Here is a 25,100-nt window from a genome sequence, read left to right as displayed (position 1 = left end):
TCCGCCCCTCCAGCCGAAATTCACCCGACTGCCCGCGCCGCCTCTTCCCAACCGGAGGCCAACCCGGGGTCGGCGGCCAGCACGATGTGCTCCAGCATGAACTGGTACCAGAGCCCGCCCACGTCCGGCCGACCCCGGCCGGCCTTGCGCGGGTGGTACAGCAACCGCAGCAGGCCGAGCGTCGCCACCCAGTCGTCCACGCCGGCCGCGTCCAGCACGAACGGCGAGCCGGCCAGGCACCGCTCCAGCACCCGGCACGCGGGCCCGGTGTCGCGCAGCCGCGCGCGGTTGCGGTCGCGGAAGTCGTCGGACTCCGCGCCGCGCCGGTAGGCGTCGGGGAACATCCGCTGCTCCACCTTGGCCGCCGAGGTGCCGCCCAGCCGTCGCCGCTTCCCGTCCGGCGGCTCGACCACCCCTTCGGCGAGGAACCGCACGAGGCCGCCGATCCGGTTCGCCAGGACCTTCTCCGCGTTGTCCGACATGCGCACCAGCACGCCGTCGCCCACCGGGACCGCGTCGAAGTAGTCGACGACCGGGATGTCCGAGACGTCCATCAGGCTCCCCGCACCACCGCGTGCAGGCCGCGGCGCTGCAACTCGACCACCCACTCCTCGGCGGCGGCCGCGTCGGGGAACCCGCCGAAGTCCGCGTGCCCGCGGCGGTGGATGGTCAGCACGGCCCGCCTCGCCGTCTCCGCGTCCAACCCGCACACGGTCCGCATCAGGTGCGCCACGGTGAGGATCGAGTTCACATCATCATCGTGGACGCGCACGCCCCAGGGTCTCTCGGATGACATCGGCGCAGTATGCGTCAGGTCCCGACCGCACCCCTCAGGCGGTCGGCACCGGACGTGGGAAGTGCCGGCCGGGCGGCACTTCCCGGTCGGTCAGGCCGTCTGGCCCGGCTCCACCAGTTCACGCAGGCGCGGCGGCATCCGCTTCTCCAGCCCGAACGGTTCCAGGTGTGCCTGGAGAACCCCGTCGAAGGCCCGTTTCACCGATGTCGTGTCCCAGGTGTCGCTCTCCAGGACCGGTTGCTTGAAGTACGGGTGCCCCACGAGGTGGAGCTGGCGGCCGTTGCACCGGACGATCTGGCCGGTGATGCCCTCGGCGGCGTCGCTGAGCAGGAACAGCACCAGCGGCGCGACCTTGCCGGGGGTGCGGTCGGCGGGGATCGCCCGCAGCGACCGTTCGGACTTCCAGACCATGCGGGTGTGGGCGACCGGGCACACCGCGTTGACGCGGATCCCCTCGCCCTCCAGGTCCAGCGCCCACGACGTGCTCAGGGACGCCACCGCGCCCTTGGTCGCCGCATAGGTGGACAGTTTGCGCTGCCCGAAGAACGCTCCGGACGAAATGTTCACGATCGAACCGCCGCCCTGTTCGCGCATCGCGCGCATCGCGGCCATTCCGGTGTATATGACACCCAGCAGGTTGACCTCGACCGTGCGACGCACCGAATCGGGGTCGTCCTCCCACGGCAAGGTCTCGTAGTTCAGCCCGGCGTTGTTCACCAGGCCGTCCAGCCTGCCGAACTCGGTCAGGCACATTCCGACGATCTTCTCCGCCTCCGTCGGATCGGTCACCGTGTGCGTGCTGGCGACCGCCTGTCCGCCGTACCCCCGGATGTGCTCCGCGACCTGTTCGGCCAGGTCAGCGTCGACGTCGTTGACCACCACCGCGGCCCCCGACTGCGCCGCGTGCATCGCGTAGGCCTCACCCAGCCCGCGCCCCGCACCGGTGATCACGACCGCTTTTCCGTCAAGAATCCCCATCGCGCGCTCTCTTCTGTGCTCGGCGGTCTCCCCTGCCCCGACGCCGTTGGTCGGGGTTATCCCCGCCTTCGACCAGCGTGGGGACGGACCGGAGCGAATGCCGGATGAAAGCGGCGAGATGCGCCTTTGCTGCGCTGAATGGCCTATGGAGTTCGTCCCGGCCGATGGTCTCGACTGGTCAGTAACTCCCCGTGACTTTCCGCAAATGGGGGCCATCCGCGCACGTCGGATGGCCCCCGGAGCCGCTCAATCGCCGGAATAGGTGAGGTTGGCGCCACTGGCGGGGTCGAACAGCTGGACCTTGTCGGCGTCGAACCAGATGTCCGCCTGCTCGCCCTCGGTGGCCGTGGACGCGGCGGAGAGCCGGGTGACCAGCGAGATGCCGGCGCCGGGCACGTCCGCCGAGCCCGCGTCGGCGGCCAGCTCGGCGAGTTCCGCCGACGTGGCCTGTTCACCCGACAGGCTGAAGTAGGCGTACTTGTCGGAGCCCATCGACTCCAGCACGTCCACGTGGCTGGAGAACGTCACGCCGTGCTCGCGCACCGCGTCGTCCACCAACCGGGCGTCCTCGAAGTGCTCCGGGCGCAGCCCCATGATCACCTCGCGGGGCGCGTCGGCGGCGGACAGCAGCCCGCGCACCCGGTCGGTCAGCCGGACGTCGCCCAGCGGCGAGCGGATCGTCCCGTCCTCCAGCGCGGCGGGCACGAAGTTCATCGACGGCGAGCCGATGAACCCCGCCACGAACAGGTTGGCCGGGTGGTCGTAGAGGTACTGCGGCGCGCCGATCTGCTGCACCGAACCGCCCCGCATCACCACCACCCGGTCGCCGAGGGTCATCGCCTCGGTCTGGTCGTGCGTCACGTACACCATCGTGGTGCCCAGCTGCTTCTGCAGGCGTGACACGGAGGTCCGCATCTGCACGCGCAGCTTCGCGTCCAGGTTGGACAGCGGCTCGTCCATCAGGAACGCCTTGGGGCTGCGCACGATCGCGCGTCCCATCGCGACCCGCTGGCGCTGGCCGCCGGACAGGTTGGACGGCTTGCGGTCCAGGTGCTGGGTCAGGTCGAGGATCTCGGCCGCGTCCCGGACCTTCTTCTCCACGGTCGCGTTGTCGACCTTCGCCAGCCGCAGCGGGAAGGCCATGTTCTCCTTCACCGTCATGTGCGGGTACAGCGCGTAGGACTGGAACACCATCGCGATGTCGCGGTCCTTGGGCGCGCGCTCGTTGACCCGCTCGCCGCCGATGCGCAGCTCGCCGGAGGTGATGTCCTCCAGCCCCGCGATCATGTTGAGCGTGGTGGACTTCCCGCACCCGGACGGTCCCACCAGGATGATGAACTCGCCGTCGGCGATCTCGATGTCCACGTCCCGCACGGCCACTGCGCCGTCGGGGTACTGCTTGCTCACCTTGTCCAGCACGATCTCGGCCATTGCTTCACCCCTTGACGGCGCCGGAGGTCAACCCGGCGACGATCCGACGCTGGAAGAACAACACGAACAGGATGATCGGGATCGTGATCACCACGGCGGCCGCGGCGATCGACCCGGTCGGGTCCTCGAACTGGGAGCTGCCGGTGAAGAACGACAGCGCCACCGGGACCGTGCGCGAGTTCTCGGTGGAGGTCAGCGAGATCGCGAACAGGAAGTCGTTCCAGCAGAAGATGAACACCAGGATGGCCGTGGTGAACACGCCCGGCGCGGCCAGCGGCGCGATCACCCGGCGGAACGCCTGACCGGGCGTCGCGCCGTCCATCTTGGCCGCCTTCTCCAGCTCCCACGGGATCTCCCGGAAGAACGCCGAGAGCGTGTAGATCGCCAGCGGCAGCCCGAAGGTGATGTAGGGCAGGATCAGGCCCGGCCAGGTGTCGAACAGCCCGAGCGTCCGCTCGATCTCGAACAGCGGCGAGATCAGCGAGATCTGCGGGAACATCGACACCAGCAGGGAGATCCCGACCAGCACCCGCTTGCCGGGGAAGTCCAGCCGGGCGATCGCGTACGCGGCCATCGTGCCGAACACCACCGCGATGGTGGTGGCGATGATCGCGATGCCGATCGAGTTCACCAGCGCCCGGACGAACTCCGTGGTGGCGAAGATGGACCGGTAGTTCTCCAGCGTCCACTCCTTGGGGATGAAGGAGCCGTCCGCCAACGTCTCCTTCGTCTTGAACGACAGGGAGACGATCCACACCACGGGGAACAGCGCGTACACGACCACCAGGACGTTGAGCGCGGCCCACCACGCCTTGCGGCTCGCGGTCTCGGCACCGCCGATGCCCGCCATCAGCGCCTCCCCCCGTTGTCGCTGCCCGGCGCGGCGGTGCCGAACAGCTTGATGAAGACGAACGCGATCAGCGCCACCATCAGGAAGATCAGCACCGACATGGTCGAGCCGATGCCCAGGTTCAGGCCCTTGATCAGGTTGTTGTAGGCGATCATCGACACCGACGTCGTGCCCTGCGACCCGCCGGTCAGCACGAACAGGTTGTCGAACACCCGGAACGCGTCCAGCGTGCGGAACAGCAGCGCCACCAGGATCGCCGGTTTCATCACCGGCACCATCACCTTGGTGAACCGCTGCCACGCGTTCGCGCCGTCCATCGCCGCCGCCTTGAGCAGGTCGTCGGGCACCAGGGCCAGGCCCGCCATCAGCAGCAGCGCCATGAACGGCGTGGTCTTCCAGATCTCGGCCAGGATGACCACCATCAGCGCCGGGATCTTCTGCGTCAGCACCGGTTCGCCGCCCGCCACCAACTCGGCCAGGTAGCCGGTGCCCGGCGTCCAGGCGTAGCGCCACGAGAACGCCGCCACCACCGTGACGATGCCGTACGGGATCAGCGTCGACGTGCGCACGATCCCCCGGCCGACCAGCGTGCGGTGCATGATCAGCGCCAGCGCCATGCCCAGCACCAACTCGATCACCACGGACACCACGGTGATCACGACCGTGATCCACACCGCGTTCCACCAGTACGAGTTGGACAGCACGGTGACGTAGTTGTCGAACCAGACGAACTCCTGGCGGTCCGGGAACTTCAGGTCGTAGCGCTGCAGCGAGAGCCACAACGAGTAGAGGATCGGCCACCCGGCCACCGCCGCCATCACCAGCACGGCCGGCGCGCACAGCAGCAACCCGAGCCGCCGCTCCGCCTTCTTCCCCTCGCTGAGAACGGCTTTCGCGGGCTTCCGGCCCTCCGGAGCCCGCTCGTCCTTCTCCGTGGACAGCGCGTGGCTCATGGCAGCACCCCCTTGGAGTCGAGCGCGTTCTGCAACTCGGTGCGCAACCGCTCCGCGGTCGGCTTCGGGTCGATGGCGCCGGGCGGCGACAGGATCGTGGAGATCACCGTCGACACGTTCTGGTACGCCGGGGTGCGCGGGCGGACGCTCGCGTTCTTCAGCGTGTCCAGGATGGCCTGCTTCATCGGGTACGGCTTGGCCATCTCCGGGTCGTCGTAGACCGATTCGATGGTCGGCGGCACACCGTCGTTGATGGCCGCGAACTTCTGGCTCTCCGCGCTGCGCAGGCACGTCACCGCGTCGAACGACTGCTCGGAGTGCTTGGTGAACGCGCTGACCGCGTAGTTGATGCCACCGACGGTGACCTTGGCGTCCCCGCCGTCGATCGACGGGTACGGCGCCCACTTGAAGTTCGCCGCGAACTCGGGCTTCTTCTGCGCGGCGGCGTAGACGAACGGCCAGTTCAGCATGAACGCGGCCTTGCCGCCCTCCATCGCCAACCTGGCGTCGTCCTCGGCGAAGTTCGAGAACGACGGGTCCGCCACGTCCGACGTGGCGAACTTCTCCAACACCTCAAGAGCCTTCACCGCGCCGTCGTCCACGACGGCCTTGGTGCCGTTCTCGTCCAGGATCTCGCCGCCCGCGGAGTTGACCAGCGTGTTGAACAGGACGACCAGGCCCTCGTACTGCTTGCCCTGCGCCTCGACCAGGCCCGGCTTGCCCTGGGCCTTGAGCCGGGAGCCCATCTCGATCATCTCGTCCCAGGTCTTCGGCGGAGTGGGGACGAGGTCACTGCGGTACCAGAGGAGTTGGACGTTGGTGTTGTCCGGAGCGCCGTACAGCCTGCCCTCGTAGCGGGCGGTCTCCAGCGGGGTCGACAGGGTGCCGTCCTCCACGGAGGACTTGGCCTGCCCGGTGAACTCCTTGATCCAGCCGGCCTTGGCCAGCTCGGCGGTCCACGTCACGTCCAGCGCGAGGACGTCCATCCCGTCGTCCTCGGCGGCGAGCCGGCGGACCAGCTGCTCCCGCTGCCCGTCGGCCTCGCGCGGCAGCTTGTGGTAGACGATCCGGTAGCCGTCCGCGGCCTCGTTGCACCGGTCGACGATCTTCTGGAAGTTCTCCTGCGGGTATTTGTAGACGTTGATGGTGATCCCGCCGTCACCCGAGCCACACCCCGCCAGCCCGGACGCCGCGACCAGCGCGGCACACCCGACGGCGGCCAACCGATGACGCGTCATCGGCCCAGCCTCCTTCCCGACAGCGGAGGAGCCAGACCGCAGCGCCCGGCACCTCGTCGTGCCCCACCGGAGGGCCGTGAGGCCGACCGGTGGAACGAACGTAGGCCCGGTGATCAGGTGCCGCAACCACCGGAGCCCGGAAGGGCTCTACCCGGTGATCACCAGAGTGAAACCTCTAGTCCTTCGGCGTGTCGGACGGCCGCATCGCGAGCTTGGCCAGCAGATCCCGCCCGCGCTCGGCACTGCGGGGCTGGCACAGCACGTCGTACCGCCCGGCGACGAGCTGGCTGGCGGACTGGAAGTCCCGCTTGCCCCGAGCCGACCCGTACCCGACCGCGGCGAAGATCAACCCGAACCCGACACCGACGACCAGCCCGACCAGGATCGGCCCGAAACTGGCCCCGGCGTTGGTGTTGAACAAGGACAACAACACCCCGACGAACAACCCGAACCAGGCCCCCGAAGCGGCACCGGTCCCCAGCACCCGCCCCCACGTGAGGCGGCCGGTGACCCGTTCGACGAGCATCAGGTCGACACCCACGATGGTCACCTCCTGGACGGGGAAATCACCGTCGGCGAGGAAGTCGACGGCCCGCTGCGCCTCCTCGTAGGTGCCGTAGGAGCCGATCGGCCACCCGGTGGGCGGCGTGGGCAGTCGCGGCGGCACACCTGGCCGGCTCTGACCGGAGAAGGAACTCGTCACGGAGACCACCTCTTCTGCTGATCACCCCCCATCCTGCCAAGGGCGGGCGAACAGCGCGAAACGGGTAACCCGGAACTCAACGCTTCCGTGACCTGGAACAGCTCACCACAACGACCAAAACCCCCACCAGACCCACTCCCACCAGCACCGATGGCGCAGCGACGCGACAGTCCCCCCACCACCGGACAGCCGAGAACCCCAACCAGACAGCGCCCAATCAGCCAACCAGGCACCTCACCACCACACGCCCCACCACACGCCCCACCACATGGACCCGCCCCCATGCCCCCTTTCAGCCCGCGAACCCACCCCACACACCCCACTCACACCACCCCACTCACACCCAGCCCGCGCGCAGCGCACACCCCACTCAAAGAGTCGTGTCATCCCCGTATGGCCCGCGCGCCAGCGAACCGCGCTTGAGTGGGTAGTGCAAGCACGCCTTTCGCTTGCACTACCCACTCAAGGGTGGTTGTCTCCGACCGGGTCATACGGGGATGACACGACGACCCGCCTTTCAGTCATCCTCGGCGGCTCGCCCGTCCGGCGAGGACTCCCTAGAAATCTCACACCGACGAAAGAACTCCCACACCACCGAACTCACATCGCCAAGCCACCCCGAACAACCCGACCGAACGCACAAAAAACGCACGTCCACCAATCCCGCACCCACTACACGTGACTACAGAACCGCCACCGGCTCAACCCCGCGACCGATAGTCCCGCAGGAGCCCACGACTGATGATGGTCTTCTGGATCTCGCTGGTCCCCTCACCGATCAGCAGGAACGGCGCCTCACGCATCAGGCGCTCGATCTCGTACTCCTTCGAGTACCCATACCCGCCATGAATCCGAAACGCCTCCTGCGTGACCTCCGCGCAATACTCGGAGGCGATCAACTTGGCCATCCCGGCCTCGACGTCGTTCCGTGCGCCGGAATCCTTCAGCCGCGCCGCGTTCACCATCATCAAATGCGCGGCTTCGACCTTGGTCGCCATCTCCGCGAGCTTGAACGCGATGGCCTGGTGCTCCACGATCGGCTTCCCGAACGTCTTGCGCTGCTGCGCGTACTCGATCGCCAGTTCAAACGACCGCAACGCGATCCCACACGCCCGCGCCGCGACGTTGACCCGGCCGACCTCGACGCCGTCCATCATGTGCCGGAAGCCCTGCCCAGTCGTGCCACCGAGCACCTGATCCGCCCCGATCTCGAAGCCGTCGAACACCATCTCCGTGGTGTCGACGCCCTTGTAACCCATCTTGTCGATCTTGCCCGGGATGGTCAGGCCGGGCAGGACTTCCCCGTACCCCTCCGGCTTCTCGACCAGGAACGCCGTCAGGTTCCGGTGCGCCTTCTCCTCACCCTCGTCGGTCTTCACCAGGACCGCCGTCAGGTTGGAGGTGCCGCCGTTGGTCAGCCACATCTTCTGGCCGTTGATCACGTACCCAGCCCCAGCCCCAGCCCCGGCCCCCGCCTCAGACCCAGAACCAGAACGCGTAGCGCGCGTCCGGATCGCGGCCACGTCCGAGCCCAACTCCGGCTCGGACATCGAGAACGACCCGCGCACCTCACCGGTCGCCATGCGCGGCAGGTACTTCTGCTTCTGCTCCGGCGTCCCGTGCTGCTTGAGCATGTGCGCGACGATGAAGTGCGTGTTGATCACACCCGACACCGACATCCACCCCCGCGCGATCTGCTCGACCACCAGCGCGTAGGTCAGCAGCGACTCGCCGAGCCCGCCGAACTCCTCGGGGATGGTGAGCCCGAACAGGCCCATCTCCTTCATGCCCTCGACGATGTCCGCGGGGTACGTGTCGCCGTGCTCCAACGCCTGCGCGTGCGGGATGATCTCCTTGTCCACGAAGGTGCGGACCGTGGAGAGGATCTCCTCCTGGATGTCGGTGAGTCCAGCGGTCTGGGCAAGGCGCGCCATCGCACGATCCCTTCGTAGCTCCCGAGGTTACCGGCGAGTATGGCCGGGTTAACGCCCGTTCGCGTCACGAAGGTGCTCATCGCCACCCGCTGAACCGAAACAGCGGGTTACCTTGTGCCCCCACTGCCTAGAGGGGATCGCTCCATGGCCTACTACCCGCAGGGTGGCTACTACCCGCCGCCCCGACGCACCAACGGGATGGCGATCGCCGCGCTGATCTGCGCGTTCGTGTTCGCGCCAGCCGGGATCGTGCTCGGGATCATCGCGCGCAACCAGATCAAACGCACCGGCGAGGACGGGCGGGGCCTGGCCACCGCCGGGCTCATCCTGGGGGTCGTGTTCACGCTGCTCGGGATCATCGCGGTGATCCTCTGGGTGGTGGCCGTCTACTGGATCGTGAAGAACGGCAACGACCTCCAGACGACCTTCACCTTCACGACCTGACCCCAACCCGACACAGCCCGACCCGACTCAGCCCGACCCGACCCCGCTCAACCCGACCCCCGCTCAGCCTGGTCGGCAGCAGCAGCGCCCCCCGCAGGCGGGCGTCAGGCCCCCAGCAACTCCAGCGCCCCACCGCAGTGCCGGCACACGTCCGCGAACACGTGGACGTCGGCCGAGCACCCGGGACACGTGCGGAAGCTGCGTTCCAGCAGGTCGTCGGCGGGCCGTCGACGGAACAGCCGTATTCGGGGCCTCGCGTTACGGGAACGTGACATGGGGAACACCATGCACACGCCCCACCCCTTGATCGCCATTTTCCCCGGCGATTTGTGGGAATGCTCACCGGGGAGGCCACCGCACGGTGGCCTCCCCGGCACCGAAAGTCACTGCCACGTACCAAAAACCCGCGCGCTCACTCCGCAGGCGGTGCCCACACGTCGGTCCGGGACATGCCCGCCGCGCGCCCCTTGGACGAGATCACCAGGGCCATCTTCCGCGACGCCTCGTCGATCATCTCGTCGCCGAGCATGACCGCGCCGCGCTTCCCGCCGGCCTCGGACGTGTAGTGGTCGTACGCGTCCAGGATGTTCTCCGCGTGGTCGTAGTCCTCCTGCTTCGGGCTGAACACCTCGTTCGCCGCGTCGATCTGGCCGGGGTGCAGCACCCACTTGCCGTCGAAGCCGAGCGCGGCCGACCGGCCGGCGACCCGCTTGAAGCCGTCCACGTCGCGGATCTGGAGGTACGGCCCGTCGATGGCCTGCTTGTCGTGGGCGCGCGCGGCCATCAGGATCTGCATCAGGATGTAGTGGTACGCGTCGCCGACGTCGTAACCGGGCGGCTGCTCGCCGACCACCAGGGACTTCATGTTGATCGAGGCCATGAAGTCGGCCGGGCCGAAAATGATCGTCTCCACCCTCGGCGACGCGGTGGCGATCGCGTTGACGTTGATCAGCCCCAGCGCGTTCTCGATCTGCGCCTCGATGCCGATCCGGCCGACCTCGTAGCCCATCGTCTTCTCGATCTGGGTGAGCAGCAGGTCCAGCGCGTGCACCTGCTGCGCGGTCTGCACCTTGGGCAGCATGATGCAGTCCAGGTTCGCGCCCGCGCCCTCCACGACCTCGGTCACGTCGCGGTAGGTCCACTCGGTGGTCCAGTCGTTGACCCGGACGACCCTGGCCCGGGAACCCCAGTCGCCCTCGTTCAGCGACGCGACGATGGTCTTGCGGGCACTCGGCTTGGCCAGCGGCGCGCAGGCGTCCTCCAGGTCCAGGAACACCTGGTCCGCAGGCAGCGTGCGGGCCTTGTCGATCATCTTCTGGCTCGATCCGGGCACGGCCAGACACGAGCGACGGGGACGCTGCTGGTCGACCACTGGGGTACCTCCTCGTACCGGCCGGTAACTCTCGTTCTGCGAAGGGTGGCACGCGGGGTGGTCGGCCGCTATTTCGTGAGTCCCGGCTCACAGGCCGTGGCAGGCTGGACCGGTGGAGATCACCCGAGTGTTGGACAACGCGCTGCGGAAGGCGGCCGCGGTGTGGGTCGCGCCCGCCGGGCACGACGCGCGCCTGGTGTGGGCGCTGTGGCGGGACGACACCGTGCTGGTGGCGGTCGGCGGGACCGAGCAGCAGGTCCCCGGCCTGGCCGACGGTGTCGCGTGCACGCTGACCGTGCGCTCGCCGTCGACGCACTCGCACCTGGTCACCGTCGCGGCGACGGCACGGCTGACCAGCCCGGACGACGACACCGCCGCCGCTCTGCGCGCCGCCCGGCTGAACACCGCGCCCGCGTGGGACTCGGTCTACCGCTTGGCACCGACCGCGCAGCCGTCCGAGGAGTCCTCCGGGGCGCCCGCGTGATCACCGTGCCCCCGGATTTCGCGGTCGACCACGGCGACGACGTGCTGGCGTGGCGGGGCACCCTGCCCGCGCTGGCGACGGAGTTCTGCGCCCGCTGGGAACTGGCCCCGGACGGCGACCTCATGCACGGCCACGTCGCCGTCGTGCTCCCGGTGCGGCGCGCGGACGGCGGCGGCGCCGTGCTGAAGCTGACCTGGCTGGACGAGGAGACGCGGCAGGAACCGTTGGCGCTCAAGGCATGGGCCGGTGACGGCGTGGTGCGCCTGCTGGACCACGACGACGAGCGCGGCGCGCTGCTGCTGGAACGCCTCGACCACACCCGTTCGCTGCTCGACACGTCCGTCGAAGAGGCCCTGGAGGTCACCGGCGGGCTGCTGCGGCGGCTGCGGCGGCCCGCCACGCCGGAGTTCCGCCGGATCACCGTCGAGGACCTGGCCGAGGAGAACGCGAACCTGGGCGGGATCGTGCCGGAGCGGTACGTCGGGATGGCCGACGAACTCGGCCGCGACCTCGCCGCCACCGCCGGGAACACGCTGGTCAACCAGGACCTGCACTACGAGAACGTGCTGCGCGCCGACCGCGAGCCGTGGCTGATGATCGACCCGAAGCCGATCGCCGGGGACCGGGAGTTCGGCGTGATCCCGTTGCTGTGGAACCGGGCCGCCGAGGCCGACGGCGAGCGCGGCCTGCTGGACAGGCTGGCCGCGTTGTGCGAGCTGGGCGAGTTGGACGCGGAGCGGGCGCGGCTGTGGACGTTGTACCGGGCGGTCGACAACTGGCTGTGGTGCGCGGAAGCGGGCGAGTCCGCGATGGCCGCGTCGTGCGAGCGGATCGCGCGGGCGCTGGGGTGAGGTGCCGGCCGGGAGTCCGGGTCAGGGCACCCGGATCCGGCCTTCGGCGACCGGGACGACCTTCCCGCCGACCGCCACGTGCGTCGCGACCCCGCCCGCGGTGGTGACCGAGCAGTCCAAAGTAGACGGACGGTTCAACTCTTCGCCTTGTTTCACCACGATCTTGTGCTCGCCGTCGCCGGGGAGGAGCCCGCGATCGGCCAACCACCCGCCCAGCGCGAGCGCCGCCGACCCGGTGGCCGGGTCCTCGCCACCGGTCACGCGGAACATCCGCACGTGCGCCACACCGTCGACGAACGACACCGGCACCAGGCCGCGCCCCCGCACGTGCTCGGCGAGATCGGCGCGCGCCTCGGCCCGGGTCACCGCGTCCGCGCGAACCGGCAGGAAGGTGAAGTCCACGCCCGCGCCGGCCACCCCGGCTTCGGCGTGGGTGTCCACATCGGACAGGAACAGGCCGAGCGCGTTCGCCAGCGGGGCCGGGTCGAGGTAGTCGCCGATGACGGGCGCGTCGCCGGCGAGGGTCGCCCGGTCGGCGTCGACCCGGACGTCGTGCAGGCCGAGGGCCGTCTGCTGGACGACGGTGCCGTGCGGTACGACCCCTCTGGAGGCCAACAGCCACGCCGTGCCGATGCTGGGCAGGCCCGCGAACGGCATCTCGGTGAGCGGCGTGAAGATGCGCACCCGGTAGTGGGCGGCGGGATCGGTGGGCGGCAGCGGGAACGCGGTCTCGGACAGGCCGAACTCGTGCGCGATGGCCTGCATCTGCCGGTCGGACAGGTCTTCGGCGTCGTGCACGACCGCCAGCGGGTTGCCCGCGAACGGGCGGTCGGTGAACACGTCCACCACGTCGTATTTCCGCACGGGGGCGACCCTAGACCCGGTTCGGCGGGATCATCGGGACGTGGACCCCGTCGTGATCGAGCCTGCCGGACCGGATCGGATGAACGCCGTCGCCACACTGCGGTGGCGGTGGGTGGAGGAGTTGCACGGGACGCCACCCCTGGGGTTGGCCGAGTTCGTGCCGCGGTTCACGGCGTGGGCGGCGGAGCACCCGTCGCACCGGTGCGTCGTGGCGGTGCGCGGCGAGCGGGTCGTGGGGATGGCGTGGCTCGTGCTGGTCGCGCGCGTGCCGCACCCGCGCAAGTTCGAGCGGCGGTCGGCGGACGTGCAGTCGGTGTACGTCCTGCCGGAGTTGCGGTCGAACGGGATCGGCGGGCGGCTGGTGGACGCGGTGCTCGCGCTGGCGGCGGACCTCGGGGTGGACCGGGTGACGGTGCACTCCAGCAAACGGGCGATCCCGGTGTACCTGCGGCACGGGTTCGCGGTGTTGCCGCAGTTCCTCCAGGCCCGGCTGTGACGCTCGCCCAGGCTCGCCGGGCCCAGGCCGGCGGGAGGTGGGGCGTTGGGTGGAGAGGCGAGCGGAGAGAGGCGGGTGGAGCTGACCTTGGTTAGCCTGACCGGGTGGTCGCCGTGAACCGGGTTTTCGCCGCTCAACTCGCCGGACTGCCCGTGTTCGGGCCCGACGGGGAATCCATCGGCAAGGTGCGTGACCTGGTGATCGGGTTGCGCGTGGACCGGCAGCCGCCGCGCGTGCTGGGTCTGGTGCTCGAACTGGCCACCCGGCGGCGGATCTTCGTGCCGATGCTGCGGGTCACCTCGATCGAGCCGAACGCCGTGACGCTCGCCACCGGGTCGGTCAACCTCCGGCACTTCCACCAGCGCACCAACGAGGTCCTGGTGGTCGGCGAACTGCTGGACGCCCGCGTGCGCACCGACGCCGGCGCGGACGCGGTGCTCGTGGACGCCGCCATGGAGCCGACCCGGACCCGCGACTGGCGGATGACCCGGGTCGCGGTGCGGGAGCGCACCGGACGTCTGGCGCGGCGCGGGCCGGTGCAGGTGCTGCGGTGGGACGAGCTGACCGGGCTGTCGGTCACCGAGATCGCCGGGCAGCCGCAGGGCGCGCAACACCTGGTGGCGATCTTCGAGACGATGCGGGCGGCGGACGTCGCGCTCGCGCTGCACAGCCTGCCGGTGAAGCGGCGGTACGAGGTGGCCGAGGCGCTCGACGACGAGCGGCTGGCCGACGTGATCGAGGAACTGCCCGAGGACGACCAGAAGGACCTGCTGGCGCACCTGGACGAGGAGCGCGCGGCGGACGTGCTGGAGGCGATGAACCCCGACGACGCCGCCGACCTGCTGGCCGAGCTGCCCGAGCGGGACAAGGACCGGCTGCTCGACCTGATGGAGCCGGAGGAGTCGGAGCCGGTGAAACGCCTGCTGGAGTACAGCTTCGACACCGCGGGCGGGTTGATGACGCCGGAACCGGTGGTGCTGGCCCCGGACGCCACGGTGGCCGAGGCGCTGGCCCACGTGCGCAACCCGGACCTCACCCCGGCCCTGGCCAGCATGGTGTTCGTGTGCCGGCCGCCGACCGCCACGCCCACCGGGCGGTACCTCGGGTGCGTGCACATCCAGCGGCTGCTGCGGGAACCACCGTCCGACCTGGTGGCCGGTGTGCTCGACACGGATCTGGCGACGTTGACCCCCGACGCCTCGCTCAGCGAGGTGACCAGGTACTTCGCCGCGTACAACCTGGTGTGCGGGCCGGTCGTGGACGAGACCGACCACCTGCTGGGCGCGGTGACCGTGGACGACGTGCTCGACCACCTGCTGCCGGACAACTGGCGGGAAACGGGGCTGACCCATGCCTGAGCTGCCACGCCGCCGACTCGACCAGCCGCGCCGGCCCGGCCGGTTCCGGTTCGAACTCGACCCGGAGGCGTTCGGGCGGTTCTCCGAGCGCCTCGCCCGGTTCCTCGGCACCGGGAAGTTCCTGTTCTGGCAGACGCTGATCGTGATCGTGTGGATCACGCTGAACCTGGTCGCGGTGTCCCTCCAGTGGGACCCGTACCCGTTCATCCTGCTCAACCTGGCGTTCTCCACGCAGGCCGCGTACGCCGCGCCGTTGATCCTGCTCGCCCAGAACCGGCAGGACGACCGGGACCGGGTGTCGTTGGAGGAGGACCGGGCGCGGGCCGCCCAGACCAAGGCCGACACCGAGTACATGGCGCGGGAGCTGGCCGCGTTGCGGCTCGCTCTCGGGGAGGTCGCGACGCGGGACTTCCTGCGCGGCGAGTTGGACCGGGTGTTCCGCGAGCAGCGGCGCAAGGCGCTCAAGGACGATCCGCGGTGGGACGACGTGCCGTCCTAGCTCTTGCCCCGGCGTGGTCGGGTGGTGGTGGTCGGGGTGGGACGTGGTCGGGGTGGGGTGAGGTCGGGGTGGGTGGGAGGTCAGGGCTCCTCGGTGGCGAGACGGTCGCAGGACCGCCCGAAAGCCTCCAGCTCGGCGCGGCTGAACACCTCGGCGAAGTGGTGCACCACACCGGTCATGTGGGTGCCCGACGCGATGCGCAGCCGGTCCAGGCCGAGAGGTGTCAGGACGGCGACGACACCGCGGCCGTCGCCGTCGGCGCGCTCCCGGAGCACGAGACCGGCGCGCTCCAGCCGGTCGACCAGTCGGGTCACGCCGGAGCGCGACAGCAGGACGGCATCCGCCAGTTCGGTCATCCGCAGTCGGTACTGCGGAGCCTCGGCGAGCTGCACGAGGACGTCGTAGGCCGCGAGCGATAGGCGCTGCTCGGCGATCAGTTCGGCTTCCAGGATCCGAGTGAGCCGCGCATGGGCCCGGAGGAAGGATCGCCACACACCGAGCTCGGTTCGGGTGGGCAACCGGGCACTTCCGGTTTCCGGCACGGATAGCAATGTTACGGAAAGCACGCAACCGGCTTCGCGCTGGCCCCGAATTCGAGGTGACCTACCGGTAGCTTGGAGGTGCGCCGCGCCGCCGTAGCATGGCGTTCTCCTCTGTAGGCGATCGAAGGCGATCCAGTGACGCAGACCCTTCCCACCGTTGACGACGTGCACAAGGCGCTGGCCTCGGTCCAGGACCCCGAAATCCGGCGGCCCATCACCGACCTGGGCATGGTGAAGTCGGTGTCGGTGACCGACGGGGTCGTGGACGTCGAGGTCTACCTGACCGTCGCCGGCTGCCCCATGCGCGACAAGATCACCGCCGACGTGACGTCGGCCGTGTCGGCGCTGGACGGGGTGTCGTCGGTGCGGGTCGCGCTGGACGTGATGAGCGACGCCCAGCGGACCGAGCTGCGCAAGTCGCTGCGCGGCGGCGTGGAGGAGCCGGTCATCCCGTTCGCCCAGCCGGGATCGCTGACGCGGGTGTACTGCGTCGCGTCCGGCAAGGGCGGTGTGGGCAAGTCGAGCGTGACGGTCAACCTGGCCGTGGCGATGGCGGCCCGGGGGTTGTCGGTCGGCGTGGTGGACGCGGACATCTACGGGCACTCGATCCCCCGGATGCTGGGCACGGACGCCCGTCCCACGCAGGTCGAGAAGATGATCATGCCGCCGCAGTCGCACGGCGTGAAGCTGATCTCGATCGGCATGTTCACCTCCGGCAACACCCCGGTGGTGTGGCGCGGGCCGATGCTGCACCGGGCGTTGCAGCAGTTCCTGGCGGACGTGTTCTGGGGAGACCTCGACGTGCTGCTGATGGACCTGCCGCCGGGGACCGGCGACGTGGCGATCTCGGTGGCGCAGCTGGTGCCCAACGCGGAGATCCTCGTGGTGACCACGCCCCAGCAGGCCGCGGCGGAGGTCGCGGAGCGGGCCGGGTCGATCGCGTTGCAGACGCGGCAGCGGGTGGCCGGGGTGATCGAGAACATGTCGTGGCTGGAGTTGCCGGACGGGTCGCGGATGGACGTGTTCGGCAGCGGTGGCGGGGAGGCGGTGGCGGCGTCGTTGACCCAGGCGGTGGGGGCCGAGGTGCCGTTGCTGGGTCAGGTGCCGTTGGATCCGCGGTTGCGGGAGCAGGGTGACGAGGGCACGCCGATCGTGTTGGCGGCACCCACTTCGGCTGCGGCGCAGGTGCTGACTTCCGTGGCGTCGAAGCTGTCGGTCCGGTCACGTGGGCTCGCCGGACGGTTGTTGAACGTGTCGCCGGCTGGGCGCTGACTCCTTCTCGGTGCGTGAGCGGGATCGAGTTCGGGTTGGCGACTGCTGGTTGCGCGTCTCGCTGATCGTGTTGCTTGTTCATGTTCAGCTGAGCCGCTGGGATTGCGGTCGCGTGTTTGTCTGGCGTGGCCGTGGCGGGATCGGCGGTCGGCGGGATCGGTGGTCGGCTGGATCAGTGGTCGGCTGGATCAGTGGTCGGCTGGATCAGTGGTCGGCGGACGGCCTGCGGTGGGCGGTTCTTGGGCTTTGTGCGATTCCGGGGGCACGGCTCTCAGGTTGCGCCGGAGGGATTGTCGGTGCCTCGTGGGATGATGGTGTCGGGGGCCGGAGGCCATGACTGAGTGGTTCTTGAAGCCCTCGCCAGGGAGCCGGGGCCATGACTGAGCGATTCTTGGGGCCTTGCCGGAGGCCGTGGCTGAGTGGCTCTTGGGGCCCTGCCGGGGCCGTGGCTGATCGGCTCTTGGAGCCCTGCCGGGGGCCGTGACTGAGCGGGGCGCCGCAGCTGAGTGGGTCGTGGGGCCCTGGACAGTGGTTTTGTTGCGGTTTAAAGAGTCCTCGCCGGACGGGCGAGCCGCCGAGGATGACTGAAAAGCGGGTCGTCGTGTCATCCCCGTATGGCCCGGTCGGAGACAACCACCCTTGAGTGGGTAGTGCAAGCGAAAGGCGTGCTTGCACTACCCACTCAAGCGCGGTTCGCTGGCGCGCGGGCCATACGGGGATGACACGACTCTTTGGGTGGGGTGTGCTGGCGCACGGAAAGGCGCGCACCTGGGCGGGTGCGCGCCTTTTTGTGTTTTTTCTACGTGGCGTCCGGGTCGTATGGGGGGCGTTCGCCTTGTTGTAGTGGGCGTTCGCGTTCCCGTTCACGGGCGCCTGTCGGGCCTTGGGGGGTTGTTGTGTGGGGGCCCGTTGAGAAGCCGTTGGGCTTTGTGCTGTTGCCGTTCGTCGGGACGTCGTCCCACAGGTGTTTGGTGATGGCCCGTTTCGGGTCGAAGTTGCGTAGTTCCCGGAGGTCTTCCAGTGGCTTGCGCAGCTGGTCGAACTCGGGGCCCATCTCCTGCTTCAGTTGGTCTCGTGCGCCCGTCGCGTATTCGCGTACCTGGCGGATCGTCTTGCCCACCCACGCGGCGGCTGAGGGTAGGCGTTCCGGGCCCAGGATGAACAGGCCCGCGACCACGATGATGAGGATCTCTACCCAGCCGATGCTGTCGAACACTCGCCTGTCACCTCCGCCGACTGCCGCCCGTTGCCAGACTAGCCGTCAGTCCGACCGCAGCGTCACCTGCACGGTCAGCTCGCGTCCCTGCCTGGCCAGTACGACCGGGATCGTGTCTCCGATTTCGTGGTTGCGCACGGCTACGGTCAGTTCGGCCGCGTTGCGGACCATGCGGTCGCCGACCCTCGTGATCACGTCCTCCTCCTGGATGCCGGCGGCGGCTGCCGCGCCGCCCTCCAGGACGTTCTGGACCTTCGCGCCTTCCGCCGTCTCCGCGGAGACCGACCGCACGTTGAGGTTCATGTCCGCGTGCTTCACCTGGCCGTCGCGGATGAGGGCCTGCGAGACCTTGCGGGCGTAGTTGCCGGAGATCGCGAACCCCAGGCCGACCGAGCCGCCGGTTTCGGTGCGGATGGACGAGTTGATGCCGACCAGCGTCCCGGACGAGTCGACCAGGGCACCGCCCGAGTTGCCCGGGTTGATGGCGGCGTCGGTCTGGATCGCGTCGTAGGTGACCTGGGGGCCGCCGTTCTCCCCCGCCGCCGTGACGGGGCGGTGCAGGGCGCTGACGATGCCCTCGGTCACGGTGTTCGACAGGGACAGCGGGGAGCCGATCGCCAGGACCGCGTCGCCGACGGCGAGTTCGTCCGAGTTGCCGAACTGGAGCACGGTGGGGTTGTCGACCTGGACCTTGATCACGGCCAGGTCGGTTTTCGGGTCGCGGCCGACGACCTGGGCGACCGCGCGCTTGCCGTCGGTGAACACGACGGTGAGCTTGGCGGACGTGTCCTGCACGGCCGGCGCGACCACGTGGTCGTTGGTGAGGATGTAGCCGCCGCCCTCGATCACGACGCCCGAACCGACGCCGGCCACGTTCGCGCCCTTGAACTCGATGGACACGACGCTCGGGGTCACCCGCTTGGCGATGTCGGCCACCGAGCCGACCGGGCGTTCCTTGCCCGGTTGCACCTCGGCGAGCGTCACGCCGCCGTCGGTCAGGGGGTTGCCGACCTTGCCGGCCAGCCAGCCGACGACGCCACCCACCGCGCCGACCACCAGGGCGGCGACCATCAGCAGGATCAGCCCGGTGGGCTTGACCCGTCGGCCGAAGAGGAGTTCGGGGACGCTCAGTTGCGGACCGGGGGTGGCGGACGTGGTCGTCGGGGCCTTCTCGGGCTCCTCGGTCACGGCCGGGGGGCCGATCACGGCACCGGCGCTCGGGTCGCGCCACGAGTCGCCCGCCGGTTTGCCCTCCCAGAAGACCGGTTCCACCTCGGGTTCGCCGTTGAGGTCGAGCGGTGGGCGCTGGAGCAGTTCGGACGTGCCCTGCGGACGGCCGAAAGCCGTGGTCAGGGCCTCGGGCGGGGGTGGGGCGAGGTGCGGGGCACCGTTGCCGTTCTGGGTGGTGTGGGGCTGGTTGCGGCGGTCGGCGAACGCGCCGGGTACGCCTGGCGGGCGGCCGAAGACGGCTGTCTGGCCCGGGTCCACGGCGGGACGGTTCAGGGGGCGCGGAGCCAGCCTGCGGTGGGCCCCGTCGTCCACGCCGGACCTGGGGGTTCCGTTGCCCTGCTGTGGCTCGCTCATCGCTCCCCGCACGTCGGTGTTGCCTGGTCTGTCTGGCACGGAGTGTGGTCCGGCGATCTGGACGGTACGGCGATCTGGACGGTAAGGCGGTGGAGTCGTCGCCTGTCGTGCCGCCCTGTCATATCGCCCTGTCGTGCCGCCCTGCGGTGCCGGATCACCCCTGGTGCCGGGCTAATCGTGCCCGGTGATCGGTGAAGTTGTCGTCAGCGGGGGCTGGTGGGGCACGAACTGGAACGGCACGAACTGGAACGGCACGGACTTGAAGGGAATGGACTGACGGGGCACGAGCCGAAGGGCATGGACTGAAGGGGCACAAGCCGGAGGGCGCGAGCCGAAGGGGCGAGAAGTGGTGGAGCGCGCCCGGGCGGAGCGGGAAGTGGTGGAGGCAAGCGGAAGCGGCCGCTGAGGCGGGTGGCGGCAGCGAGGCGGCCGTGCGGGGTGGTGTGACGGAGGTGCGGCGGCCGGTGTTCGGTGCCAGGGGCGGCCCGGGGGTGGGGCGCGTCAGGGACGGAAGGTGGGGCGGCTGTCAGCGGCCCAGCAGGGCGTTGTCGGCCGGGCGGTGGGGGTTGGACCTGGGGCCCGTGTCCGTGGAGACGGGGCGCAGGACGTCGCCCGGGTGTCCGCCGTCGCCCACCAGCGGTGGGGCTACCACGGGGGGTGGGGGTGTGGCGGTGCCTTGGGCCGGGGTGGAGGCCGGGTCTTCGCTGCCTGGGACGACCAGGGCGAGGGCTCCCAGCATGAGGCCCGAGACGACTACGCCCGCCCCTTGGCGGGCTCGGCTGCCGAAACGGCTGCCGGTGCCGAAGGGGCGGCTCTGGCCCAGGACCGGGCCGGTGCCGAAGGTCACCCGGTCCGGGCGTTGGACGGTCACGAGTTGGCCGTCCTCGGTGACCGCCAGGCCGTCGGGGGCGCTGGGCAGGTCGACCTCTTGCGGGATCGCGCCCAGTTTGGCCAGCAGGCCCGCCGGGGCGCACGGGGTCTCGGCCGCGCGGACCGCCGTCCTCGCCTGTTGCTGCGAGTAGGTCTCCGCCGCGCAGAACGGGCAGCGCGCCAGGTGCGCGGACGCCCGGCCGTGCGCCGAAGCCGACAGCTCGCCGTCGACGAAGGCGACGACCGCGTCGGGCAGCAGGTGCTGCTCGGGCAGTCCCCAACCTCGCAGATCGGTCATGCAGAGTCCTCCCGAACCAGACCCCGTCGGCGTTCCAGTGAGGCGCGCAGGGCCTGGCGGCCCCGGTGGATCCTGCTCCTCACGGTACCCAGCTTCACGCCGAGGGTCGCGCCGATCTCCTCGTACGACAACCCTTCGACGTCACACAACACTACTGCCGCGCGGAAGTCCGGGGGCAACTCGTCGAGCGCGGCCTGGAGATCCGGATCCAAGTGGGTGTCGGTGTATACCTGTTCGGGTGACGGGTCGTCGCCCGCGACGCGGTCGGCGTCGTCGGGCAGGCCCTCCATGCGGAACTTGGAGCGGCGGCGGACCATGTCGAGGAACAGGTTCGTGGTGATGCGGTGCAGCCAGCCTTCGAACGTGCCCGGCTGGTACGACGCGAGGGAGCGGAACACCCGGATGAACGTCTCCTGGGTGAGGTCCTCGGCGTCGTGCTGGTTGCCGGTCAGGCGGTAGGCCAGCCGGTACACCCGGTCGGCGTGGTCGCGGACGACCTGGTCCCACGTCGGCACGATCCATTCCGTGTCGTCGATGGGAGCTGTGGCGGTATACGGCTGCGTTGGCATCGGGCGGTGAAGCACCTCCAGTGGGCTGGCTGCCCTGCTGCACGGTTCAACGTTCGCTGCGGCTCACGTGTTCCCCGTGGGTCCTGCGCCGGAACCTGTTCCCCTGCGGTCCCGCGCTGGGACCAGACTGACCGGCTCCCTTATAACCATGGTGAGAGTCGGCTGAGAGCACGCTGAGAATTCCGGTGCGCGGGAGATTCACCCGATTCGCCGCGTCCGGCGTTAACCTCTGGCTGTGGATGCGCCGCTGCGCGAGTACGTGGAGGGCTACCTGCCCGAGGACGCCGTGACCGCGGCCGCCCGGGCACGGGGAGTCGACTTGGGCTGCGTGCCGATCCTGCCCGGTGGTGGCGCGGCACTGCGGTTCCTGGCGGCCGCGTTGCAGGCCAGGGCCGTGGTGGAGGTCGGCACGGGCGCGGGCGTCGGCTCGCTGTACCTGCTCGGCGGCATGCCCGCGGCGGGCGTGCTGACCTCGATCGACGTCGAGCCCGAGCACCAGCGGGTGGCCCGGGTGGCGTTCGCCGAGGCGGGCATCGCGGTGTCCCGGACCCGGTTGATCATGGGCCAGGCGCTGGACGTGCTGCCCCGGCTGACCGACGGCGCGTACGACCTGGTCTTCGTGGACGCGGCCAAGCCCGAGTACCCGAAGTACCTGGAAGAGGGCGTGCGGCTGCTGCGGCCGGGTGGCGTGATCGCGTTCGACAACGTGCTGTGGAAGGGGCGGGTGGCCGACGCCTCGCACCGGGACCCGGCGACCACGGCGATGCGCGAGGTGGCGCGGTCCGTGCGCGACGACGATCGGCTGGTGCCGGTGATCCTGCCCCTGGGCGACGGGTTGCTGGTCGCGGCGAAGGTGGACTGAGCGCCGGTTCAGGCCGCCGGGCCGAACCGCCGGCGGTAGGCGGTGGGGGTCAGGCCGGTCCGCCGGCGCAGCTGGGCCCTGAGGTTGGACGGGGAGCCCAGGCCGGAGCGGCGGGCGACGACGTCCAGGCGGGTTTCGCCGCGTTCGATCAAGGAACGGGCCAGGTCCACTCGTTCGGCGGTCAGCCAGGCGAGTGGAGTCGTGCCGAGTTCGCCCTGGAAGCGGCGGTGCAGGGTGGCCGGGCTCAGGTTCGACCGCGCGGCGATCGCGGTGACCGTCAGGGGCTCGGCCAGGTGGGCGCGGACCCACGTGAGCAGCGAGGCGAGGGTGTCGTCCCGGACCGGGGGCACCGGGCGCTTCACGAACTGGCGCTGGCCGCCGTCGCGGTGGGCGGCGAAGACCAGGCGGCGGGAGACGGTGTTGGCGACCTCGGCCCCGTGGTCCCGGCGGATCAGGTGCAGGGCGAGGTCGAGGGCGGCGGCGCTGCCGGCGGCGGTGTGGACGTCGTCGTCGTCCACGTAGAGGACGTCCGGGACCAGGTCGACGGCCGGGAACAGGGTCCGGAACGCGTCGGCCCACTGCCAGTGGGTGGTGGCCCGCCTGCCGTCCAGCACGCCCGCGTGGGCGAGGGTGAAGGCCCCGGTGCAGAAGCTGACCAGGCGCGCGCCCCGGGCGTGGGCCCGGCGGATGGCGTCCAGGAGCGGTTCGGGCGGGCGGGTCGGCGCGTCGGGGCGGTTGGAGACGATCAGGGTGTCCGCGGTTTCGGTGGCCGACAGGTCCGGCACGCCGGAGAGGGTGAAGAAGCCGCTGTTCATGGTGATCGGGCCGGGGGCGCAGAGCGTGAAGTCGTACCACGGGCGGTCGCCGAGTTCGGGGCGGCGCAGGCCGAACAACTCGGTCGCCACGCCCATCTCGAACGGGTTCGAGCCGTGGTCGACGATCATCACGACCCGGTGCGAGGAATCAGGCGGCATGTGCGATTCATAGCACTCACCGACGCCGGGCGAGGGGCCGGAGCATGGGATTCATGGAACCGGTGAACATCGGAGCGGCGTTGGCGAGCTTCGACGCGTTGTGGAGCCCGCGGATCGTGGCGACCGTCAACGACTACGACGTCCGCGTGACGAAGGTGAAGGGCGAGCACCTGTGGCACTCGCACCCGGAGACCGACGAGTTCTTCATGGTGGTCGAGGGCGAGTTGGACATCGCGCTGCGCGACCGGACGGTCCACCTGCGACGAGGTGACGTGTTCGTGGTCCCGCGCGGGGCCGAGCACAAGCCGTCGTCCGAGCGCGGCGCGCAGATCATCCTGTTCGAGCCCTCCGGCACCTCGACCGTCGGGGACCCCCTCGAAGAGGTCCCCGACCACGTCGACGCGACCACCGGCCACGCCCTCAGGCTGCCGTGACGCCCTTGCCCAGCACGGTCACGCCGGCCGCCGAGACGGTGTAGCGCTGCCGGTCGGTGGCCGGGTCGACGCCGATCAGCGCGCCGTCCGGGACCACCACGTTCTTGTCCAGGATGGCCCGGCGGACCACCGCGCCGCGGCCGATGCGCACGCCCGGCAGCAGGACGCTGCCCTGCACCACCGAACCCGACTCGACCACGACGTCGGAGGAGACCACCGAGCCGTGGACGGTGCCGGAGATGATCGACCCCGGGCCGACCATGGAGTCCTCGGCGCTGCCGCCCGCGATGAACTTCGCCGGCGGCAGCGGCGGGGTCGCGGTGCGGATCGGCCAGAGCTGGTTGTAGAGGTTGAACACCGGGTTCACCGAGACCAGGTCCATGTGCGCCTCGTAGTAGGCGTCGATGGTGCCCACGTCGCGCCAGTAGCCGCGGTCGCGGTCGGTCTCCCCCGGCACGGCGTTGTCGGCGAAGTCGTAGACGTGCGCGCGGCCCTGGTCGACCAGCATGGGGATGATGTCGCCGCCCATGTCGTGGTCCGAGTCGGGGTTGGCGGCGTCCGCGCGCAGCGCCTCGATCAGGGCCTCCGTGGTGAACACGTAGTTGCCCATCGAGGCGAAGGTGACCTCGGGGTCGTCCGGCACGTGCGGCGGGTCCGACGGCTTCTCCAGGAACCCGGTGATCCGGCCGGTCGCGTCGGAGTCGATGCAGCCGAACGCCTTGGCCTCCGCGCGCGGCACCCGGATGCCCGCCACGGTGACGCCCGCGCCGGTCTCGATGTGCCGGTCGACCATCATGCCGGGGTCCATCCGGTACACGTGGTCCGCGCCGAAGATCACCACGTGGTCCGGTTTCTCGTCGTTGACGAGGTTGAGGCTCTGGAAGATCGCGTCGGCGCTGCCGGTGTACCAGCGCGGGCCGAGGCGTTGCTGGGCGGGCACCGGGGTGACGTACTGCCCCAGGACGTTGGACAGCCGCCACGTGGTCGAGATGTGGCGGTCGAGTGAATGCGACTTGTACTGGGTCAGCACGCACAGCCGGACGAAGCCGGCGTTGACGAGGTTCGACAGCACGAAGTCGACGAGCCGGTAGTTACCGCCGAAGGGCACCGCGGGCTTTGCCCGGTCCGCGGTCAGCGGCCACAACCGTTTGCCCTCGCCACCGGCGAGGACAATTCCTAGTACGTGCGGTTGCCCTTTCACGACAACGACCCTAACCGGGCGGGCACC

The 25,100-nt window shown here is 69.9% G+C and carries 28 protein-coding genes; 9 read left to right on the top strand and 19 right to left on the bottom strand.

The features are described from left to right. Positions 1-20: 20 nt before the first annotated feature. From AC0HI0_RS40025 to AC0HI0_RS39985, 9 genes are all read right to left on the bottom strand, one after another. Positions 21-554, bottom strand: a complete 534-nt coding sequence (locus AC0HI0_RS40025) for a DUF2017 family protein (RefSeq protein ID WP_480928668.1) — start codon at positions 552-554, stop codon at positions 21-23. Next, positions 554-796 carry an ATP-dependent Clp protease adaptor ClpS gene (locus AC0HI0_RS40020; protein ID WP_480928667.1) on the bottom strand — a complete coding sequence of 81 codons (243 nt, stop codon included), beginning with the start codon at positions 794-796 and terminating at the stop codon, positions 554-556. Before AC0HI0_RS40020 ends, AC0HI0_RS40025 begins: the two co-directional genes overlap by 1 nt. 90 nt (positions 797-886) lie before the next feature. Continuing rightward, positions 887-1,774, bottom strand: coding sequence for an SDR family NAD(P)-dependent oxidoreductase (locus AC0HI0_RS40015; protein ID WP_480928666.1), 888 nt, complete (start codon positions 1,772-1,774; stop codon positions 887-889). A gap of 246 nt (positions 1,775-2,020) precedes the next feature. Further along, positions 2,021-3,205: an ABC transporter ATP-binding protein gene (locus AC0HI0_RS40010; RefSeq protein WP_480928665.1), complete on the bottom strand. Its 1,185-nt coding sequence runs from the start codon at positions 3,203-3,205 to the stop codon at positions 2,021-2,023. 4 nt (positions 3,206-3,209) lie between these two features. Further along, complete coding sequence (locus AC0HI0_RS40005) at positions 3,210-4,055, bottom strand: carbohydrate ABC transporter permease (protein ID WP_480928664.1); 846 nt, start codon at positions 4,053-4,055, stop codon at positions 3,210-3,212. Next, complete coding sequence (locus tag AC0HI0_RS40000; RefSeq protein ID WP_480928663.1) at positions 4,055-5,008, bottom strand: carbohydrate ABC transporter permease; 954 nt, start codon at positions 5,006-5,008, stop codon at positions 4,055-4,057. Before AC0HI0_RS40000 ends, AC0HI0_RS40005 begins: the two co-directional genes overlap by 1 nt. Further along, on the bottom strand, positions 5,005-6,246 hold the full coding sequence (locus AC0HI0_RS39995) for an ABC transporter substrate-binding protein (RefSeq protein ID WP_480928662.1): 1,242 nt from the start codon (positions 6,244-6,246) through the stop codon (positions 5,005-5,007). Before AC0HI0_RS39995 ends, AC0HI0_RS40000 begins: the two co-directional genes overlap by 4 nt. A gap of 175 nt (positions 6,247-6,421) precedes the next feature. Further along, on the bottom strand, positions 6,422-6,958 hold the full coding sequence (locus AC0HI0_RS39990) for a YflT domain-containing protein (RefSeq protein WP_480928661.1): 537 nt from the start codon (positions 6,956-6,958) through the stop codon (positions 6,422-6,424). Between the two features lie 692 nt (positions 6,959-7,650). Beyond that, complete coding sequence (locus AC0HI0_RS39985; protein ID WP_480928660.1) at positions 7,651-8,883, bottom strand: acyl-CoA dehydrogenase family protein; 1,233 nt, start codon at positions 8,881-8,883, stop codon at positions 7,651-7,653. Positions 8,884-9,027: 144 nt separating this feature from the next. On the opposite strand from AC0HI0_RS39985, the gene AC0HI0_RS39980 reads away from it, so the two are divergent. Next, a complete protein-coding gene (locus tag AC0HI0_RS39980; protein WP_480928659.1) occupies positions 9,028-9,327 on the top strand; it encodes a DUF4190 domain-containing protein in 300 nt (99 codons plus the stop codon). A gap of 104 nt (positions 9,328-9,431) precedes the next feature. Here AC0HI0_RS39980 and AC0HI0_RS39975 read toward each other — a convergent pair whose 3' ends face one another. Together AC0HI0_RS39975 and AC0HI0_RS39970 are read right to left on the bottom strand one after the other, a co-directional pair. Further along, positions 9,432-9,602: a hypothetical protein gene (locus AC0HI0_RS39975; protein WP_480928658.1), complete on the bottom strand. Its 171-nt coding sequence runs from the start codon at positions 9,600-9,602 to the stop codon at positions 9,432-9,434. Between the two features lie 137 nt (positions 9,603-9,739). Continuing rightward, positions 9,740-10,699, bottom strand: a complete 960-nt coding sequence (locus AC0HI0_RS39970; protein ID WP_480928657.1) for an HpcH/HpaI aldolase/citrate lyase family protein — start codon at positions 10,697-10,699, stop codon at positions 9,740-9,742. A 112-nt stretch (positions 10,700-10,811) separates the two neighbouring features. On the opposite strand from AC0HI0_RS39970, the gene AC0HI0_RS39965 reads away from it, so the two are divergent. After that, on the top strand, positions 10,812-11,183 hold the full coding sequence (locus AC0HI0_RS39965) for a hypothetical protein (RefSeq protein WP_480928656.1): 372 nt from the start codon (positions 10,812-10,814) through the stop codon (positions 11,181-11,183). Then, positions 11,180-12,034: an aminoglycoside phosphotransferase family protein gene (locus tag AC0HI0_RS39960; protein WP_480928655.1), complete on the top strand. Its 855-nt coding sequence runs from the start codon at positions 11,180-11,182 to the stop codon at positions 12,032-12,034. The genes AC0HI0_RS39965 and AC0HI0_RS39960 overlap by 4 nt, the downstream gene beginning before the upstream one ends. A gap of 21 nt (positions 12,035-12,055) precedes the next feature. On the opposite strand, the gene AC0HI0_RS39955 is transcribed toward AC0HI0_RS39960, so the two are convergent. Continuing rightward, the gene (locus AC0HI0_RS39955) at positions 12,056-12,898 is read right to left on the bottom strand and encodes a PhzF family phenazine biosynthesis protein (protein ID WP_480928654.1); all 843 of its coding nucleotides are present in this window, start codon (positions 12,896-12,898) and stop codon (positions 12,056-12,058) included. A 40-nt stretch (positions 12,899-12,938) separates the two neighbouring features. Here AC0HI0_RS39955 and AC0HI0_RS39950 point away from each other — a divergent pair, with 40 nt between their 5' ends. The 3 genes from AC0HI0_RS39950 to AC0HI0_RS39940 all read left to right on the top strand — a co-directional run bounded on the left by AC0HI0_RS39950 (position 12,939) and on the right by AC0HI0_RS39940 (position 15,251). Next, positions 12,939-13,394: a GNAT family N-acetyltransferase gene (locus AC0HI0_RS39950; RefSeq protein WP_480928653.1), complete on the top strand. Its 456-nt coding sequence runs from the start codon at positions 12,939-12,941 to the stop codon at positions 13,392-13,394. A 104-nt stretch (positions 13,395-13,498) separates the two neighbouring features. Further along, on the top strand, positions 13,499-14,752 hold the full coding sequence (locus AC0HI0_RS39945; protein ID WP_480928652.1) for a magnesium transporter MgtE N-terminal domain-containing protein: 1,254 nt from the start codon (positions 13,499-13,501) through the stop codon (positions 14,750-14,752). Further along, on the top strand, positions 14,745-15,251 hold the full coding sequence (locus tag AC0HI0_RS39940) for a DUF1003 domain-containing protein (RefSeq protein WP_480928651.1): 507 nt from the start codon (positions 14,745-14,747) through the stop codon (positions 15,249-15,251). Before AC0HI0_RS39945 ends, AC0HI0_RS39940 begins: the two co-directional genes overlap by 8 nt. An 80-nt stretch (positions 15,252-15,331) precedes the next feature. Here the strand turns inward: AC0HI0_RS39940 and AC0HI0_RS39935 are convergent, their stop codons facing one another. Continuing rightward, positions 15,332-15,793: a MarR family winged helix-turn-helix transcriptional regulator gene (locus tag AC0HI0_RS39935; RefSeq protein WP_480928650.1), complete on the bottom strand. Its 462-nt coding sequence runs from the start codon at positions 15,791-15,793 to the stop codon at positions 15,332-15,334. A 135-nt stretch (positions 15,794-15,928) separates the two neighbouring features. Between AC0HI0_RS39935 and AC0HI0_RS39930 the strand changes: the two genes are divergently transcribed. Continuing rightward, positions 15,929-17,065 (top strand): Mrp/NBP35 family ATP-binding protein, encoded by a 1,137-nt coding sequence (locus AC0HI0_RS39930; protein WP_480928649.1) that lies wholly within the window; start codon positions 15,929-15,931, stop codon positions 17,063-17,065. Between the two features lie 799 nt (positions 17,066-17,864). Here the strand turns inward: AC0HI0_RS39930 and tatB are convergent. From tatB to sigE, 4 genes are all read right to left on the bottom strand, one after another. Then, positions 17,865-18,281: a Sec-independent protein translocase protein TatB gene (gene tatB / locus AC0HI0_RS39925; RefSeq protein ID WP_480928648.1), complete on the bottom strand. Its 417-nt coding sequence runs from the start codon at positions 18,279-18,281 to the stop codon at positions 17,865-17,867. A 45-nt stretch (positions 18,282-18,326) separates the two neighbouring features. Then, positions 18,327-19,865: a S1C family serine protease gene (locus tag AC0HI0_RS39920; RefSeq protein ID WP_480928647.1), complete on the bottom strand. Its 1,539-nt coding sequence runs from the start codon at positions 19,863-19,865 to the stop codon at positions 18,327-18,329. Positions 19,866-20,391: 526 nt separating this feature from the next. After that, on the bottom strand, positions 20,392-21,033 hold the full coding sequence (locus tag AC0HI0_RS39915) for an anti-sigma factor family protein (RefSeq protein WP_480928646.1): 642 nt from the start codon (positions 21,031-21,033) through the stop codon (positions 20,392-20,394). Further along, positions 21,030-21,602 (bottom strand): RNA polymerase sigma factor SigE, encoded by a 573-nt coding sequence (sigE, locus tag AC0HI0_RS39910; RefSeq protein ID WP_015098323.1) that lies wholly within the window; start codon positions 21,600-21,602, stop codon positions 21,030-21,032. The genes AC0HI0_RS39915 and sigE overlap by 4 nt, the downstream gene beginning before the upstream one ends. A 235-nt stretch (positions 21,603-21,837) precedes the next feature. Between sigE and AC0HI0_RS39905 the strand changes: the two genes are divergently transcribed. Continuing rightward, positions 21,838-22,464, top strand: a complete 627-nt coding sequence (locus AC0HI0_RS39905) for an O-methyltransferase (protein WP_480928645.1) — start codon at positions 21,838-21,840, stop codon at positions 22,462-22,464. Between the two features lie 8 nt (positions 22,465-22,472). Here AC0HI0_RS39905 and AC0HI0_RS39900 read toward each other — a convergent pair whose 3' ends face one another. After that, on the bottom strand, positions 22,473-23,438 hold the full coding sequence (locus AC0HI0_RS39900; protein ID WP_480928644.1) for a helix-turn-helix domain-containing protein: 966 nt from the start codon (positions 23,436-23,438) through the stop codon (positions 22,473-22,475). A gap of 53 nt (positions 23,439-23,491) precedes the next feature. On the opposite strand from AC0HI0_RS39900, the gene AC0HI0_RS39895 reads away from it, so the two are divergent. After that, positions 23,492-23,872: a cupin domain-containing protein gene (locus tag AC0HI0_RS39895; RefSeq protein WP_480928643.1), complete on the top strand. Its 381-nt coding sequence runs from the start codon at positions 23,492-23,494 to the stop codon at positions 23,870-23,872. On the opposite strand, the gene glgC is transcribed toward AC0HI0_RS39895, so the two are convergent. Continuing rightward, on the bottom strand, positions 23,859-25,073 hold the full coding sequence (gene glgC, locus AC0HI0_RS39890; protein ID WP_480928642.1) for a glucose-1-phosphate adenylyltransferase: 1,215 nt from the start codon (positions 25,071-25,073) through the stop codon (positions 23,859-23,861). The two genes, AC0HI0_RS39895 and glgC, sit on opposite strands and share 14 nt — an antisense overlap. Positions 25,074-25,100 lie beyond the last annotated feature (27 nt).

The sequence above is a fragment of the Saccharothrix sp. NBAS 001 genome (assembly GCF_056640475.1).
This window is presented reverse-complemented; position numbering and strand designations above follow the sequence as displayed.

What these genes read in the sequence shown, in the direction of transcription:
- AC0HI0_RS39980 (WP_480928659.1), top strand. Translation starts at nt 9,028, where the DNA reads ATGGCCTACTACCCGCAGGGTGGCTACTACCCGCCGCCCCGACGCACC.
- AC0HI0_RS40000 (WP_480928663.1), bottom strand. Translation starts at nt 5,008, where the DNA reads ATGAGCCACGCGCTGTCCACGGAGAAGGACGAGCGGGCTCCGGAGGGC.
- AC0HI0_RS40005 (WP_480928664.1), bottom strand. Translation starts at nt 4,055, where the DNA reads ATGGCGGGCATCGGCGGTGCCGAGACCGCGAGCCGCAAGGCGTGGTGG.
- AC0HI0_RS39915 (WP_480928646.1), bottom strand. Translation starts at nt 21,033, where the DNA reads ATGACCGATCTGCGAGGTTGGGGACTGCCCGAGCAGCACCTGCTGCCC.
- AC0HI0_RS39985 (WP_480928660.1), bottom strand. Translation starts at nt 8,883, where the DNA reads ATGGCGCGCCTTGCCCAGACCGCTGGACTCACCGACATCCAGGAGGAG.
- AC0HI0_RS40020 (WP_480928667.1), bottom strand. Translation starts at nt 796, where the DNA reads ATGTCATCCGAGAGACCCTGGGGCGTGCGCGTCCACGATGATGATGTG.
- AC0HI0_RS40015 (WP_480928666.1), bottom strand. Translation starts at nt 1,774, where the DNA reads ATGGGGATTCTTGACGGAAAAGCGGTCGTGATCACCGGTGCGGGGCGC.
- AC0HI0_RS40025 (WP_480928668.1), bottom strand. Translation starts at nt 554, where the DNA reads ATGGACGTCTCGGACATCCCGGTCGTCGACTACTTCGACGCGGTCCCG.
- sigE (WP_015098323.1), bottom strand. Translation starts at nt 21,602, where the DNA reads ATGCCAACGCAGCCGTATACCGCCACAGCTCCCATCGACGACACGGAA.
- AC0HI0_RS39900 (WP_480928644.1), bottom strand. Translation starts at nt 23,438, where the DNA reads ATGCCGCCTGATTCCTCGCACCGGGTCGTGATGATCGTCGACCACGGC.
- AC0HI0_RS39920 (WP_480928647.1), bottom strand. Translation starts at nt 19,865, where the DNA reads ATGAGCGAGCCACAGCAGGGCAACGGAACCCCCAGGTCCGGCGTGGAC.
- AC0HI0_RS39895 (WP_480928643.1), top strand. Translation starts at nt 23,492, where the DNA reads ATGGAACCGGTGAACATCGGAGCGGCGTTGGCGAGCTTCGACGCGTTG.
- AC0HI0_RS39940 (WP_480928651.1), top strand. Translation starts at nt 14,745, where the DNA reads ATGCCTGAGCTGCCACGCCGCCGACTCGACCAGCCGCGCCGGCCCGGC.
- AC0HI0_RS40010 (WP_480928665.1), bottom strand. Translation starts at nt 3,205, where the DNA reads ATGGCCGAGATCGTGCTGGACAAGGTGAGCAAGCAGTACCCCGACGGC.
- AC0HI0_RS39995 (WP_480928662.1), bottom strand. Translation starts at nt 6,246, where the DNA reads ATGACGCGTCATCGGTTGGCCGCCGTCGGGTGTGCCGCGCTGGTCGCG.
- AC0HI0_RS39975 (WP_480928658.1), bottom strand. Translation starts at nt 9,602, where the DNA reads ATGTCACGTTCCCGTAACGCGAGGCCCCGAATACGGCTGTTCCGTCGA.